Annotated in this window: 11 protein-coding genes; 7 read left to right on the forward strand and 4 right to left on the reverse strand. The window is 41.0% G+C overall.

Annotated features, from left to right (window positions below; translation table 11 throughout):
* Nucleotides 1-415 precede the first annotated feature (415 nt).
* From QL984_RS14730 to modF, 4 genes are all read left to right on the forward strand, one after another.
* Entirely contained in the window at nt 416-778 is a 363-nt protein-coding gene (locus QL984_RS14730) for a hypothetical protein (protein ID WP_033104323.1), read from the forward strand.
* Complete coding sequence (locus QL984_RS14735) at nt 778-3,108, forward strand: fatty acid cis/trans isomerase (protein WP_290172905.1); 2,331 nt, start codon at nt 778-780, stop codon at nt 3,106-3,108. The genes QL984_RS14730 and QL984_RS14735 overlap by 1 nt, the downstream gene beginning before the upstream one ends.
* Before the next feature lie 119 nt (nt 3,109-3,227).
* The gene (locus tag QL984_RS14740; RefSeq protein ID WP_064663446.1) at nt 3,228-4,952 is read left to right on the forward strand and encodes a response regulator; all 1,725 of its coding nucleotides are present in this window, start codon (nt 3,228-3,230) and stop codon (nt 4,950-4,952) included.
* Nucleotides 4,953-5,018: 66 nt separating this feature from the next.
* Nucleotides 5,019-6,470 carry a molybdate ABC transporter ATP-binding protein ModF gene (gene modF / locus QL984_RS14745; protein WP_064663447.1) on the forward strand — a complete coding sequence of 484 codons (1,452 nt, stop codon included), beginning with the start codon at nt 5,019-5,021 and terminating at the stop codon, nt 6,468-6,470.
* 6 nt (nt 6,471-6,476) lie between these two features.
* Here the strand turns inward: modF and QL984_RS14750 are convergent, their stop codons facing one another.
* The 4 genes from QL984_RS14750 to QL984_RS14765 form a co-directional block, all read right to left on the reverse strand.
* A complete protein-coding gene (locus QL984_RS14750; protein WP_033104319.1) occupies nt 6,477-7,355 on the reverse strand; it encodes a TraB/GumN family protein in 879 nt (292 codons plus the stop codon).
* A 100-nt stretch (nt 7,356-7,455) separates the two neighbouring features.
* Nucleotides 7,456-9,390 carry an LTA synthase family protein gene (locus QL984_RS14755; RefSeq protein ID WP_033104318.1) on the reverse strand — a complete coding sequence of 645 codons (1,935 nt, stop codon included), beginning with the start codon at nt 9,388-9,390 and terminating at the stop codon, nt 7,456-7,458.
* Entirely contained in the window at nt 9,381-9,752 is a 372-nt protein-coding gene (locus tag QL984_RS14760; RefSeq protein ID WP_008112748.1) for a diacylglycerol kinase, read from the reverse strand. The genes QL984_RS14755 and QL984_RS14760 overlap by 10 nt, the downstream gene beginning before the upstream one ends.
* Nucleotides 9,749-11,422, reverse strand: coding sequence for a phosphoethanolamine--lipid A transferase (locus QL984_RS14765; RefSeq protein WP_290172906.1), 1,674 nt, complete (start codon nt 11,420-11,422; stop codon nt 9,749-9,751). The genes QL984_RS14760 and QL984_RS14765 overlap by 4 nt, the downstream gene beginning before the upstream one ends.
* Before the next feature lie 529 nt (nt 11,423-11,951).
* On the opposite strand from QL984_RS14765, the gene ilvG reads away from it, so the two are divergent.
* The 3 genes from ilvG (at nt 11,952) to ilvD (ending at nt 15,799) form a co-directional block, all read left to right on the forward strand.
* Entirely contained in the window at nt 11,952-13,601 is a 1,650-nt protein-coding gene (gene ilvG / locus QL984_RS14770; protein WP_024602119.1) for an acetolactate synthase 2 catalytic subunit, read from the forward strand.
* Nucleotides 13,598-13,840, forward strand: coding sequence for an acetolactate synthase 2 small subunit (gene ilvM / locus QL984_RS14775; protein WP_028834467.1), 243 nt, complete (start codon nt 13,598-13,600; stop codon nt 13,838-13,840). The genes ilvG and ilvM overlap by 4 nt, the downstream gene beginning before the upstream one ends.
* A gap of 102 nt (nt 13,841-13,942) precedes the next feature.
* Entirely contained in the window at nt 13,943-15,799 is a 1,857-nt protein-coding gene (gene ilvD, locus QL984_RS14780) for a dihydroxy-acid dehydratase (protein ID WP_036955949.1), read from the forward strand.
* The last annotated feature ends 1 nt before the right edge of the window (nt 15,800 follow it).

The following is a 15,800-nucleotide window of genomic DNA, read 5'->3' on the forward strand; positions in this document are numbered from 1 at the left end:
AATAGCGAATTTTTTGCCTAGCTATCACCCCGTTTTTCCTGCCTCAAAATAGACCGCTTAATTAAGCGAATTGGTATAAGATTTTAGGTAAAGCAGCTCGGTGTAAATTTAACACTGTCACTTGGGTTGAGTTTTATCGCACTTAGAGGGTAAAGCATGAAGGTTCTACACTTACCTTATGCATTGGTGCTTTGTAGCAACGATCGTTGAGTTCTCAATTACTGTAATGCTGCAGGTTTCAGGTTTTAATGAGTGAAGTTTGGCGTTCCTGTTGTTGTCTTCACGAAGTTTAAAGCAGCATTGATACCGCTGCTTAAAAATTAACGAGGCTATTTTAAGGCTTGTTTATCGTTATTTAAGTTGGAACGTTGTTATAATAGGTAATAATTAAATAGTCAGTAGCGCAGAGAGTCCAATGGAACTTGAACAAGATAGCAATTTAACACTTCCTTTATTTATTCTAGATGAAACACTAAGTACCCGTGACTTAGCGCAGCCTGACTTGGAAATTTCAGTTATCTTAAGTGATGAGCTGCTTACTCAACTATGCCAGAACCCCAGTGCTGACAGTAGTATAGGCATTAGCATTGCAGACTATGAGTTGAATATCATCAATTCAAGCTTTGCTACCATAGCGCAAAGCGAGCATGACGCTCAATTAACCATAACACAGGGCCCTCTATTAAGCGCTGTGGTGACTACTGTTGAAAACCTAACATTCGTATCACCACAAATCGATATGATGCCTACGTTCGATTTAGGTGATGAGACTGAATAATGAAAAAAAATATTATAGGTACTTTTGTACTGATTATCTTAAGTGGTTGTGCTTACTTAGGTAATGCACATTACAATGAATTATTCGGTCCTGAGCAAACACAAGATCGTATGGTTGCTCATAATAGCGGTGCTGGGGCTGAGTTTTTACAGCAAGTAAAGCCTGTACTCGATAACCGCTGCGTGGTTTGTCATGGCTGTTATGATGCGCCTTGCCAATTAAAACTCTCTTCTCCTGAAGGTATCGACAGAGGCCTCAGTAAAGAGTTGGTTTACGATGGTACTCGGTTGTTAGCCTCAACGCCGAGCCGATTATTATTTGATGCAACCACGACTGAGCAATGGCGTGATAAAGAATTTAGCCCGGTATTAAACGAGCGAGCACAAACTGAAGAAGCCAATTTAGCGGGTAGTGTGTTATTTAATACGCTGGTATTAAAGCAAAGTTCACCCTTGCCAGAAGATGAAGTATTAGATGAACGTTTTGATTTTTCACTTAGCCGCAACCAAAGTTGTGCGACGATGGGTGAGTTTGACCAATTAGCGGATGAGCAACCGCATGCGGGTATGCCTTATGGCTTGCCTGGAGTGACTGCTGCTGAATTTCAGCACTTACAAAACTGGATTAAAAAAGGCGGGAAAATGGCGCACATCAAGCCGCCATCAGCTGCTGAGCTTGCGCAAGTAAAAAACTGGGAAGCATTTTTAAATCAAGATGGTTTGAAGTACCAATTATCAGCGCGCTATATTTATGAGCATTGGTTTTTAGCACACATCTACTTTAGTGATGCACAATCACCTAACTTTTTTAAGTTGGTACGCTCAAGTACTCCCCCTGGTGAAGACATTAAATTAATAAGTTCTCGTCGCCCTTACGATAATCCAAACGTTGAGCGTGTTTATTATCGACTGCTTCACGACCGTTCTACTATTTTATCAAAAACGCATTTACCGCTTAAACTTAATGATGAAAAGTTGGCACGTATTTACCAGCAATTTATTGCGCCAAATTACACTGTATCTAGTTTACCAAGCTATGAGCCTACCCTTGCATCAAACCCGTTTAAAACGTTTGAAGCACTGCCTATAGATGCAAAATATCAATTTATGCTCGATGAAGCTGAGCTAATTATTATGGGCTTTATTAAAGGCCCTGTTTGTCGTGGTCAAATAGCACTCAATGTGATTAATGATCATTTTTGGGTGGCGTTTGCTGATCCTAAAAAGGTAGCGACTCCGGCGGTAGGTAAAATGCTGGTGCAACATGAGGATGCATTAGAGTTGCCCGCAGCAGAGGAAAGTAATGCGTTACCGATTTCTAATTGGGTCAAATACTCGGTTCGCGAAAAACGTTACTTAAAAGCCAAGGTAGAGCTTGCTAATAATCTGTTCAAAAACGGCGAGCATTTAACCACCGACTTATTGTGGAAAGGGGATGGGCACAATCAAAATGCGGCACTGACTATTTTTCGACACTTTGATAGTGCAACTGTAGTTAAAGGCTTTATTGGCCAACAACCTAAAACTATGTGGGTGCTTGATTACGCGCTGTTTGAGCGTATTCATTACTTGTTAGTTGCGGGCTTTGATGTGTATGGCAATATTGGCCATCAATTAATAACGCGCTTATACATGGACTTTTTACGTTTAGAAGGTGAGCACAACTTTTTAGCTTTGTTACCTGAAACTCAGCGAGAGACAATTAAACAGAGTTGGTATCGAAAATCACCACCTAGTTTGTCGACCTTTTTTGAAAACAATCGTGAGTTTAGTCAACCCAGCGGTATTAACTATCAAACAGATGAACCGCAATCAGAGCTATATGGCTTAATTAAAGAGGCATTAGAGCCCGTTTTAAGTCCTCGTTATGACTATAAAAAAGTACCCGCACCATTAAGTGCGATTAATACCATGCCTGCTAAAGCAGTTAACTTACTGCCACAGCTATCGTATGTGCTAGTGAAAGAGCAGGATGGCCACACAGGCTATACGATTATTCACCATAACGCGCACTATAATATTTCGAGTCTACTAAACGAAGATGGACAGCGCGCCTATGAAGAAGATACGGTGACAATTGTTCCGGGCTTTATTGGTGATTACCCTTCTGCAATTTGGTATTTAAATAACGCCCAACAGGTTTCGGCCTTTGCCGAACAGTTACCGCTAATGCAAGTGGAAGCTGATTATCGCGCTTTAAAGTCTGAGTTTGCGATTCGTCGAACTCACCCGCAATTTTGGCAATACAGCGATATTTTACATCAGGTTGCCCGCCAGTATCGAGGTGTTGAATTTGGTATGTTTGATTATAATCGACTAGAAAATCGTTAGGTACACGCTAAACGGTTACAAGAGCCCAGCTTAACTAGCTGGGTTTTTTATATTTAATAATTTAGTAATTAGTTTGCTAAGCTTAGGCTACAGTTAAAACAAAAAAAGTAACCTAGTTTATGTTCAACATTGTTAAGAGTATTCGCAAACGTTACCGTTGGGCTTTAGTTGCTATTGCCTTATTGGTCAGCGTATCTGCATTACTGATGCAATACTTCTTTTCAGTGCAAAAATACGATGCAAAAATTATCAATATAGCTGGCAAGCAACGTATGCTTTCGCAAAAAATAGCTTGGCATAGCAATGCATTAATTAATCAAACGGATAATCACGCACAACATCTTCAATCGTTAAAACACTCCCTTGAGTTATTTGAACAAGCCCATGAATATTTACTCACTAAAGATGAACAAGGTGACGCAGTTTATCTAAATACACCTTTATTTGATTTATATTATGCCCCCCCAAGCAACTTAGATGCAGAAGTGTTGGCCTTTATAACGCAAGCTAAAAATTTGGTTTCTCAAAAGGAGCCTATTAATTTGGCTTCGTTTTCCGTGAGCGAAGTTGAAGCATTACTTAAAAAATTAGACACTGCGGTGAGCTTATTTGAGCAACAAGCGGTAAAAAAGGTTGATTGGATCTCTAGTATTGAACTGCTTTGTTGGTTTTTTACTCTGGCATTATTGTTTTTAGAACTTAGATTTGTGTTTATGCCGATGGAAAAACGAGTTCTGCAGACCTTACAAAAGTATCAACAACAAAAAGAATTTGCAGAGCAGGTAAGTAATAACAAAGAGCACTTTATTGCACGAGCCAGTCATGAATTTAGAACCCCATTACAGGGGTTAATTACCTCGATCGATGAGCTAAAAATTCCCACTTCACAGCAGGATATACAACGCCAAGCTCGGTATTGCTCGGCGAGGTTGTTGGCGATGTTAGATGAATTACAAGATTTACAAGCGCTGAGTTTAAATCGTTGGTCGTTAAACCCGACCTCTGACAACTTACTAACCACCATAAATAAAGTGTTAGTTGTGTATGAATATGGTTGTACTGAAAAAGGGTTAAAGTTAATTAGAGAGTTAGCAGCGAGCTTAGACTGCGCGGTGATTGTAGATCATGCACGCTTACAACAAATAGTTAATGAGCTACTTAGTAATGCATTAAAGTTTACAGAGCAAGGAAAGGTGAAAGTCAACGCTACGCTCAACAATAACCAACTATCGCTGAGCGTCGAGGACACCGGCTGTGGCTTTGATCACCTTATCGAGCAATTAGAATTAGACAGCACTGAGCAAAGTAACCATTTTCAAGGACTCAGAACAGGCCTTACCCGTGTACAATATATTGTTGACGCCTTAAAGGGTGAAATTCGTTTTGAAAATAATCGTCAGCAAGGGGCATCTGTATTTTTAACATTACCATTAGAGATGGATACTACTTTAAGCAAGTCATCGTCAATTCCTGATAACTTACATTGTTTAGTCGTTGAAGATAACCCACTTAATATGCTGGTACTCACTAAGCTATTAACCGCATTGAACATACACGCTGAATGCGCTGAGAATGGCAAAATAGCGTGTGAAATGGTCGCCAAAAAATCTTATGACGTCATCTTTATGGATTTAAATATGCCGATTATGGATGGGTTTGAAGCCACTAAAATCTTGCATGATAACGATAAAACACTGCCGATTATTGTGGTTACCGCAAACACCTCTGATAGTGATCTTGCTCGCGCTAAAGCTTGTGGAGCAATAGGTCATATTCATAAACCCATAGATCAGCAAAGCATAATCGCGGCGCTAAACGATGCTTTTCTACCTGAGGTTGATTAAATCTCACTTGCTTAATTATTCCTTATTACGTTAGTTTGAGTTTTTAGCTCTGTTATGGGATCTAACGTGCGCTCAATTTTACTACAGCAATTTAGTGGTTATTTATCTACCGATGACAGTGTTCGGTATTATATCGACGATTTAACTTGGCAAGTAAAGCAGGGTGAACATTGGGTCTTACTCGGGGGTAATGGTGCTGGAAAATCAGCACTCGCAGCAGCGTTAATTGGTGAAGCAAAACAACAAAGCGGGCAACGTCATAGTACCTTTAACAAGCTACAATTAGTGTCAAGTGATCTACAAAAGCAGTTACTTAACACGCATCGTAAAAGTGAAAAGCCACAAAAAGTAACGGACATGCTCTTTGCTGAGCCTCAAATAAATAGCGATTTATGCCAACAGTTAATCACCGCTTTTAATTTTGATGCCTTACTTAATCGTGATTTTACTGATTTATCTACTGGCGAAACGCGTAAATTATTATTAATTAAAGCGCTATCTGCTAACAGTGATTTAGTCGTGCTTGATGAACCATTTGATGGCTTAGACTCTGAATCGGTTGGGCAGCTAAACCGCCTATTACAGCAGTTGAGCGCACAAACCTGCTTTGTGTTTGTGCTAAACCGTGTTGACGAAATTCCAGCGTTTGTTGATCACTTTGCTTATGTGAATAATGGTCGTTTACAACATAGCTTGGCAAAACCGTGTGCAGCAAAACGAGCGGATTTATTCAAATTACTTCATTTAGAGCATACATCATTAAGTATTCCCGATGCGCCTGAGCGCTGCTTTAAATCAGCGACAAACACGCCACTCGTTAAGCTCACTAATGTTCATGTGCGTTACAGCGAACAAACAATTTTTAAAAATTTAAACTGGACGATTAACCAATATCAGCACTGGCAACTTACCGGGAAAAATGGCTCAGGTAAAACCTGTTTATTAAATTTAATTACAGGTGATAACTCTCAATGCTATAACAATGAGATTGAAGTGTTTGGTTTTAAGCGTGGCACAGGGGAGAGTATTTGGGATATAAAACAGCACATTGGTTATATTTCAAATACGCTACATTTGCAGTATCGAGTGAGTATTTCGGCGCTTAATACTATTATTTCAGGGTTTTTCGATAGCATTGGTTTATATCAACAAGCCAGTGAGTTACAAACGCGTTTAGCTAAAGAGTGGTTGGCACTAATTGGTTTAAGTGACAAAACAAATAGCGCTTTTACCCAGCTATCGTATGGCGATCAGCGACTATTACTGATTGTGCGCGCAATGGTTAAACATCCTGCTTTGCTTATTTTAGATGAGCCATGTTTAGGGCTTGATGAGGCAAATCGTCAACGCGTTTTACTGCTGATTGAAAAGGTGTGTGCTGCAAAAACGAGTACCGTTATTTATGTAAACCATCATGCAGCAGATACCATTAAAGGGATTGAACACACCTTAAAAATGGAAGATTTTAAACCGGCTCACTATGGGCAACATGCTGCTCATAGTGAGACGCTTATGTAAGCTTGTTTATAACTGAGTAACCTTAAACCCTTGGTCGCGAAGTTGTTTAATTAAACCATGCTGCTCAACTAAGTGCAGAGCACCTACCGCAATAAACACCTTGCCTTGTTCAAGTTTAGGCGTGAGTTGAGTGACCCAATTATTATTGCGCTCAATCAGCATCACTTGCTCGCTTTGTTGACCGTATTGGCTGTCATCAAAACTGGTGTGGTAATAGCTGGTTAGGGTTTGCATATCGCCCTTTTTCCATGCATCCACTAGGGTGATAAAGTAGGTATTAATATCGCTTAGTTGCTCAAAAGTTTCTGCCATCATGGCATTGCTTAATGACTCTAAGCCATTAAACATCTGTAGTTGTTGCTCTATGGTTTCAAGCTCCGCAATGTTAATACTGTGCTTTTGCGCGTACTCGAGTATTTGCTTATCGATGCCGTTTTTATCTGAATAGCCCGCGTTTTGAAACTCAATTTGCATCATGGTCAACATGACAGCCCAAGGTTTAAAACTGTTGAACATGGCAATATCAATCGATTTTTTAGCAAAGTAGTCTTTGAGGAGTTGATAATTTTTTTCTGAAAGCTCGCTCTGTAGCGTACGCCCGTTAGTAAGCAGCATAAACGGCATAGAACGTTGTTGCATTTGTAATGGTGATAGTTTACTTATATCCACTTCAACAACAACTTGATTACTGTTATCCAGTGCGTGAGTCACTTTTTGTGGTAGCCCTTTCATGCTGGCATCACCCACATGCACGGTGCCAAATAAATACGAGCTAGCGCCTTGTTTTTCTATTTTGAATAGAGCCGGTGCTGCATAGCCATTGACGCTAAAGGCTAAAAGTAATAACACCATAAATAAATGACTAATACGTAATGACACGTTCATAAAATCCTATCCAAGTTTAAGTCGTTTTATAAATACTAACTTAGTTTACTTTATAGGTAACGTAAAAATGCCTGATTAATCAATCAGGCATTTTTCGGTGTTATTGATACCAATTATTGCTGTATGCCATGTTGCCATAATTAGCCAGCGCACGAGCTTGCTTGATGAGTGCGCTATCGTTATGTCTGGGGTGTAATTGCTTATTTTTATAAATATAGGTGGTTGCCGGTTTATCTGGCTGCAAAATAACAACGTTATCATTTTGCATGTAAGCAAAGTTTTTATCGTACTGCATCATTGCACGCTGCTTATTTTTGGCCACAGGGCGAGTGAGATCGTGACCAATCATTGGGTGTTCACCGCTGGCGCCAATAAGCGACAGTAAGGTGGTAGGAATATCCAGCTGACTGGCTAATTGATGATCGCGTTTGGGCTTAATACCGTTTCCAAAAATAACCGCAGGAATTCTAAAGTGATCAATAGGTACAAGGCTGGAACCAGACACGCGTGAGTCGTGATCAGCAATCACTATAAACACAGTATCGTCCCAGTAAGATGACTTTTTCGCCTTTTCAATGAATGTGCCTAGGGCATAATCTGCATATTTAGCTGCGTTATTACGGCTTTGCTTTGGTTGCTCAAACAGGGCTATTTTACCGTCCGGAAATTCATAAGGGCTATGATTAGAACTACTAAAAATCAGACTAAAAAATGGCTTTTGCTGTTGTTGTAATTTATTCAGCTCTTTATCTGCTTGAGTAAATAAATCTTCGTCAGATGCGCCCCATGAACCATTAAAGTTAATGTTATCGAAGCTTTCACTATCAACAATATCACTAAAGCCGTTACCCAAAAAGAAGCTACGCATGTTGTCAAAGTGACTTTCTCCACCATAAATAAACTGAGTATGGTAGTCCTGCTTTGCTAAAAAACTAGCCAAGGTAAAAAAGTCACGTTGTGATTTATCGAGTTTTACAACCGCGCGTGAGGGAGTCGGTGTAAAACCGGTTATAACTGCTTCAATACCGCGTACAGAGCGAGTGCCGGTAGCGTATAAGTTATCAAATCCCCAGCCCTGTTGATAAAGTGCATCTATATTAGGCGTTAAGGGTAAGCCACCTAAGGTACCTACATAACGAGCGCCCAAGCTTTCTTGCAGAATAATAACCAGGTTTTTCTTTTTACCTTGGTAGCTTGCCTGATGAAAAGTGCGGGTAGGGGCATTTGGATTATTAAATATTGCTTGAGGATTTTGCATGGTACTGCGTACTGTGGCGAGTAACTCCTCTTGAGGGACCTTGCCATAATATGCCTGACTTGATTGCTCATTGGAGAGCTGTTTTAACGCAAATGCTACGCTATATGATGAATTAAGCGTGAGGTCATTCAGCAAGTGGTCGGTCGAAAATGCCACCATAGCGGGGTTTAATGGACGATGGCCTAATGAATTTCGAGCGCCTAACAGTGTTAGGCTACATATAATAACAGCTAATAGTGATAGTTTTATTGCCCCTAGGGACGAGCGGTTTTGCCATTGCTGAGTAAGAATTTTGTTAGCAAATTTAATGGTGAAAACGAGCGCTAAAACAGCGAAGAGGACTTCGAGTTTGTAACCTGAAAAAATCATTTTAGAGACTTCTTTAGGATAAATAAGGTATTCAATAAATAGGCGATTAGGGCGTAAGTCGTATTCGTTAATAAACGTGGGTGTAATAACCTCAAAAAACACTAACATTGCAGCCATTATTACTAAATACCACTTTACGACTCCTCGAATATAAGCAGTTAATTTGAGAGCATGTGCTGCAAGTGTTAGTAACAAAGCGGGGGTTATGATGTAGCATAATGTTGCTATATCAACACGTAAACCGCCTACAAAAACAAAGTGCCAGGCGCCTTCGGTAAATACACGGCCACTTTGCCACAAACTTAAACCTAATCGCGCAAAAGTTAGCAAGCATAGGAGTGCGAAAAAAAATACCGCTAAAACCCACAATGGCCCCAGTACTTTTTTAGTGCTACTGATTAAGTCCATAGCACAGACCACCAAACTAAAATAGCAATAAGCATGGCGATAAAGACACTGGCGGATGCAATATCTTTAGCTAGGCCTGATAGTTCATGATATTCGCTACCGATGCGATCAACCACCACTTCGACTGCGGTATTGACCAACTCAGCAAATAACACAAACAATAAGCTGGCAATCAAGATTAATTTGCTACTTAAAGTAATTTCTTGCAAGCAGGCAAATACGCCTAGCAAACTAAATAAAACCAACTCTTGCTGAAAAGCAGCCTCAAATCGGCTCATCCATTTTAGGCCGTTAAATGTATGGCTTAAGGTAAAAATTAGGCGCATTAGGCCTTGGCGTTTTATAACGGTTTTATTATTCATATTTTAGTTTCGCTATGGTTAATCGTTTGACATGACGCGAGTAAATCTTCAGAGGTTTGGTAGGTTTTACTCGCAACACCGGTTAAGCTTAAAAGGGTATGAAAAATAGCATCGTGTGATTGCGCTAAAGTGCTATTTAAGTTGTTTAGACACTTGGCTGTAATGCGCTGATTATGCTTATCAGCCCAGATGTAAAGAGGCACATGGGTTTGAGCTGTTGGTGCAAATGCATAGGGAAAGCCATGTAAGTATGCGCCATTTTCACCGAGCGACTCGCCATGGTCTGACACATACAGTAATTGCTTATCAATATTAGCTGGCAGTGCCTTTAACTGTTCAATAACTTGAGCGTTGATAAAATCACTATAAGCAATTGTATTATCGTAGGTGTTAACCAGTTCTTCAGCGCTACAGTTTTGAATATCGCTGCGGTCGCAGGTTGGACTAAATTGTTTAAATTTTTCAGGGTAGCGCTTAAAGTAAGTAGGGCCATGTGAACCCATCATATGCAGCACTATAACCGTATTAGCCTGACTCAAATTGGCAAGCTTGTGCTTTAAAGGGGCTAGTAACGCTTCATCAAAACAGTATTTACCATCACATAGTTCAGATGCTTTGGTATCAATATTAATGGTAGGTACGCGCGTGCAGACGTTTTTACAGCCACTGTTATTATCAACCCACAAGACATCTGTGCCTGCTTGTTGTATCAAATCAATTACGTTTTGCTGGTTATCACTGTCTAAACGAGAAAAATTGGCATGAGTTTGCAGTGAAAACATACATGGTACTGACACTGCTGTGGCCGTGCCACACGACGATACGTTATCGAAATAAGTGACATTATGTTTTTGCGTGTATTGGTTGGTATTACGCTCATAGCCTTGGTAGGAAAAATTTTCAGCTCGAGCGGTTTCACCTACCACGATGACAGTAACTCGTGTTGTGCTTGGCGATGCTAAAGTTGGCGTGGTATCAATATTTTTAAATTCAATATCGCTATAAAGTAACTGGTCACGGGCGTATTTGTAGCCACTAGAGAGATATTGAAATGGAATAATTTCTTTTTTAAGAATACGGTTATTACGACCCGTTGCCGCGTAATCGGCGTAAAAGTTAACGACCACTAATGCAATCAGTGCAAAGCTTGCTAAAAGCAGTTTAAGACGGCTAATAACTTCTTTGTATGGACGATCGCAGTTTATTTTTATTCTACTCAAAATAAAGACAGGTAATGCGGCAAAAAGCAGTAAAAAGCCAACAAGTTGCAGGTTTAAATAGCTTAACGCTTCACTAGAGTCAGTTTCGACGGTGTTTTGTATCATGGAATAATCAAACACCACACCATAGTTCAATGAGCCATATAACGCCGCACTCGAGAGCACTAGCAGCAAGTAGTTAATGGGTTTTAGTATTCCCCGAATAGAAACCACTGAAAAGAATATGATTAGCAAACAAATCAGTAGTAACGGCACAGAAAACAAAAATAGCCATGAAAATGTGTGCAACGAGGTAATAGCGCTAAACGCACCATGCATAAATGGAATATTAATAACTAAGCCGTAATAACAAGCCATAAAAATAATGAATGCATTAGCACTGCAATTAAAATAAAAGCGTTTTTTAGTATTTTCTTGCGGTTGCTTACTGAGTTTGAAAGTTGGGTTCATAACACGCCTCTTTTTCGTGAACGTTGTTATGCTAGGCTGCCAGACTTAAGAAACTCTTAAGAAATCGATTTATTTTAATTTTGTTAGATAAAAATGAGGTGGCTTACTAAAAATTAATCAAACCAGAATTCAGTGTTATAAGAATAGTGAATTTCCTGAGTTGAAATGACGGGATAAAAAATCTATTTAACCTGGTTTAATTGAATTTTAAAACCTGAGTAAGCGTGTTTTTATAATTATTTTGAATTGAATTTGGTGTTGACTTACCGCCCTGAGCGCGGTACTAATATAAAAAGACAGCGAAACAAGATGTTCGCAATGACTAAATCTTAAATGGTACTGAATTTTATGCTTAAAAATGCACTTAACCTAGTCCTGATTATTATCGTGGTGATTATTCCCGCGAGGGCTTCGTAGTGCTTTAAAAAACTAAGCATTGAAAAGCCCTCCGCACTTAACCGTCCGGGGGGCTTTTTAGTTTTAGAGTTAAACTTTTAATGGGTTGTCACACAGGAATGAGGATTTACTAATGACAGGCGCAGAACTAACAATAGATTTACTCGCCAAACACGGCGTAGATGAAGTATTTGGCTACCCAGGTGGTGCTATTATGCCCATTTACGATGCCTTGTATGGTGCGCCTGTAAAACATTATCTTACTCGCCATGAGCAAGGTGCAGGGTTTGCCGCCGTGGGCTATGCACGCAGTACTGGACGTTTAGGTGTGTGCTTGGCAACATCAGGCCCTGGAGCTACTAATTTAATTACCGCATTGGCAGATGCCATGATGGACTCAGTGCCTTTACTCGCTATTACAGGGCAAGTACCAACCGCCGCTATTGGCTCTGATGCTTTTCAGGAAATTGACGTGCTTGGCATGTCGCTTTCGTGTACTAAACACAGTTACATGGTTGAGCGAGCAGAAGATTTAGCCGAAATATTACAAGAAGCGATGCATTTAGCACAAAGCGGCCGTCCAGGCCCCGTTTTAGTTGATATCCCCAAAGACATTCAAATGGCGCAGGTGCCTTTTAAACCTTGGTTAGCGGCAGATGAATACTTACCGCAACTTAATTTAAACCAAGTTGCTATCGCCAATCAATTACTCAGTGAAGCCAAGCAACCCGTAGCGTATGTTGGTGGGGGCGTTCATGCCGCTGATGCGCAAAATGAATTAATGCAATTTTTAAATAAAACGCAAATGCCTGCGGTTTCAACCCTTAAAGCATTGGGCAGTGTATTACCTGATTACGAATATGATTTAGGCATGCTAGGTATGCATGGTGGTCAAGCCGCTAATTTAGCGGTGCAAGAATGTGATGTATTAGTGTGTATTGGCGCTCGCTTTGATGATCGTGTAACAGGCAACTTAGCTAAGTTTGCTGCAAAAGCAAACGTGATTCATTTAGACATAGATGCAGCCGAGGTCGGTAAACGTAAACCCGCAAAGGCTTCTTTAATTGCTGATTTAAAAACCTCACTTCCCGCCCTTGAGTGCGTCGTTACGCCAAAAGCGTGGTGCGATCATAATAAACAAATGATGGTTAAGCATGCATGGCGCTACGACTATCCTGGTGAAAAAGTATTTGCCCCTTATTTACTTAATCAACTAAGCCAGCGTATGCCAAGCACCAGTGTTGTTTGCTGCGATGTGGGTCAGCACCAAATGTGGGTTGCGCAGCATATGAAATTTAACCATCCATGCAACCACTTAAGCAGTGGCGGTGCAGGCACCATGGGATTTGGTTTACCTGCGGCAATCGGCGCACAAATAGCGAGAAAAGATGACTTTGTGATCACCGTATCAGGTGATGGTTCAATCATGATGAATATCCAAGAGCTTGCCACTATTCGTCGTAATAATTTACCAGTAAAAATACTGATACTTGATAACCAGCGTTTAGGCATGGTTCGCCAATGGCAGGAGTTATTTTTTGAAGGGCGCTATAGCGAAACCAACTTGTCAGATAACCCTGACTTTGTACAGCTAGCGGCTGTTTTTGGTATTGCGGGGCAAACGATTACCCATGCCAATCAAGTGGATGATGCAATTACAGCCTTATTAAATAGCGATGGACCTTACATTGTTCATGCTTGTATTGATGATAAAGAAAACGTATGGCCACTTGTTCCACCTGGGGCTGCTAACGATGAAATGATGACGGAGAAAGCACAATGAAACACAGTTTAACTATTGCTTTAAAAAGCCAAAGTGTCGCAATCGAGCGCTTTTTACGTGTCGTGCGTCATCGTGGTTTTGATTTAACTCACTTGCAGCTCAATATGGACGATGGCCAATATAATATGGCCATGACGGTTGATAGTGATAAACCAATTTATTTGCTTACCAGTCAACTAAATAAATTGGTTGATGTGAAACATGTCACGCTGCAAAGCTTACAGCAACAAGCTGTATAACAAAAAATTTAACAGATTTTACGAGTAACTGCTCACGTGGTTACTCATCAATTTTTAGAATGAGGAATGCCCGCATTTTTTGCGGCAAATACTGAGGTAACTATGGCTAAATTAAGAAGTGCAACGACTACTGAAGGACGTAAACGCGCAGGCGCAAGAGCATTATGGCGTGCAACAGGCATGACCGACACCGACTTTGGTAAACCCATTATTGCTGTGGTTAACTCATTTACACAATTTGTGCCGGGGCATGTGCATCTTAATCAGCTCAGTGAACTTATGGCTGAAACCATCACCCAAGCGGGCGGTGTTCCAAAAGAATTTAATACCATCGCCATAGATGACGGTATTGCCATGGGGCACGGCGGTATGCTTTATTCACTGCCATCGCGCGATTTAATAGCCGACTCAGTAGAGTACATGGTCAATGGCCATTGTGCTGATGCGATGATTTGCATCTCAAACTGCGACAAAATCACCCCTGGGATGATGTTAGCGGCACTGCGTTTAAATATACCGGTTATTTTTGTATCGGGTGGCCCTATGGAAGCGGGTAAAACTAAATTAGCCAATATCGATATTAAACTCGATTTAGTAGATGCCATGGTTAAAGGTGCCGATGAATCGGTAAGTGATGCAGACTCAGAGCAAGTTGAACGCTCTGCATGCCCTACCTGTGGGTCGTGTTCAGGGATGTTTACTGCCAACTCAATGAACTGTTTATTAGAAGCAATAGGCCTTGCGCTGCCGGGTAACGGTACCACGCTTGCGACCCACAAAGACCGTAAACAATTGTATGTTGAAGCAGGTGCTCGCATCGTTGATTTATGCCGCGAATATTACCAAAAAGATAACCAAGACGTACTGCCTCGTGCCATCGCTAATAAAACCGCATTTATGAACTCTATGGTGGTTGATATTGCCATGGGCGGCTCATCAAATACGGTACTACATTTACTCGCAGCGGCACAAGAAGCTGGCGTTGATTTTGATATGTCACACATTGATGAACTTTCACGTAAAACCCCGTTTTTATGTAAAGTTGCCCCAGCTACCGCGCAATACCATATTGAAGACGTACACCGCGCTGGTGGCATGATGGCCATAGTACGCGAGCTTGGTAAAGCCGGCTTGGTTGATTTATCGGTTAATCATGTTGCCGGCATGACCATGGGTGAGCTGGTAAAAAAATGGGATGCAACGGATCCTAATAACGAAGTGGCGCGAAAGTTTTACCGCGCGGGTCCCGCTGGTATTCGTACTACTAAAGCCATGAGCCAAGATTGCCGTTGGGACGAAGGGGATAATGACCGTGAACATGGTTGTATTCGCAGTGTTGAACATGCATTTCGTCAAGATGGCGGCCTCGCGGTACTTTCAGGTAATTTAGCGGTTGATGGCTGTATTGTTAAAAGTGCCGGCGTTGTCGATGAAATGCTGCACTTTGAAGGCACTGCTGTTGTTTATGAGTCTCAAGATGACTCTGTAGAAGGGATTTTAAATGGTGAAGTAAAAGCCGGCGATGTAGTTGTAATTCGTTACGAAGGCCCTAAAGGCGGCCCAGGCATGCAAGAAATGCTATACCCAACCAGCTACTTAAAATCAAAAGGCTTGGCTGAAAAATGTGCCTTGATCACCGATGGTCGCTTCTCGGGTGGTACGTCAGGTTTATCAATTGGCCATGTGTCTCCCGAGGCAGCCAGCGGTGGCGCGATAGCTTATGTTGAAAATGGCGATAAAATTATCATCGATATCGCTACTCGAGAAATCACTTTAGCATTAAGCGATGAGAAACTCGAAGCTCGCAGGCAAAAACAATTGGCTCGTGGTAAACAAGCTTATAAGCCGCTTAACCGCGATCGTTATGTGTCATCTGCGCTTAAAGCGTATGCGCTACTTGCAACCAGTGCCGATAAAGGTGCGGTGCGTGATTTAGCCAAACTGGAGGAGCTTAGTTAGG

Source organism: Pseudoalteromonas sp. APC 3495 (assembly GCF_030407645.1).
GTDB classification, from domain to species: domain Bacteria; phylum Pseudomonadota; class Gammaproteobacteria; order Enterobacterales; family Alteromonadaceae; genus Pseudoalteromonas; species Pseudoalteromonas tetraodonis.

Excerpts from the sequence above, each read along its gene's own strand:
- QL984_RS14730 (WP_033104323.1), top strand. The coding sequence starts at position 416 with ATGGAACTTGAACAAGATAGCAATTTAACACTTCCTTTATTTATTCTA.
- QL984_RS14735 (WP_290172905.1), top strand. The coding sequence starts at position 778 with ATGAAAAAAAATATTATAGGTACTTTTGTACTGATTATCTTAAGTGGT.
- QL984_RS14740 (WP_064663446.1), top strand. The coding sequence starts at position 3,228 with ATGTTCAACATTGTTAAGAGTATTCGCAAACGTTACCGTTGGGCTTTA.
- QL984_RS14750 (WP_033104319.1), bottom strand. The coding sequence starts at position 7,355 with ATGAACGTGTCATTACGTATTAGTCATTTATTTATGGTGTTATTACTT.
- QL984_RS14755 (WP_033104318.1), bottom strand. The coding sequence starts at position 9,390 with ATGGACTTAATCAGTAGCACTAAAAAAGTACTGGGGCCATTGTGGGTT.
- QL984_RS14760 (WP_008112748.1), bottom strand. The coding sequence starts at position 9,752 with ATGAATAATAAAACCGTTATAAAACGCCAAGGCCTAATGCGCCTAATT.
- QL984_RS14765 (WP_290172906.1), bottom strand. The coding sequence starts at position 11,422 with ATGAACCCAACTTTCAAACTCAGTAAGCAACCGCAAGAAAATACTAAA.
- ilvG (WP_024602119.1), top strand. The coding sequence starts at position 11,952 with ATGACAGGCGCAGAACTAACAATAGATTTACTCGCCAAACACGGCGTA.
- ilvM (WP_028834467.1), top strand. The coding sequence starts at position 13,598 with ATGAAACACAGTTTAACTATTGCTTTAAAAAGCCAAAGTGTCGCAATC.
- ilvD (WP_036955949.1), top strand. The coding sequence starts at position 13,943 with ATGGCTAAATTAAGAAGTGCAACGACTACTGAAGGACGTAAACGCGCA.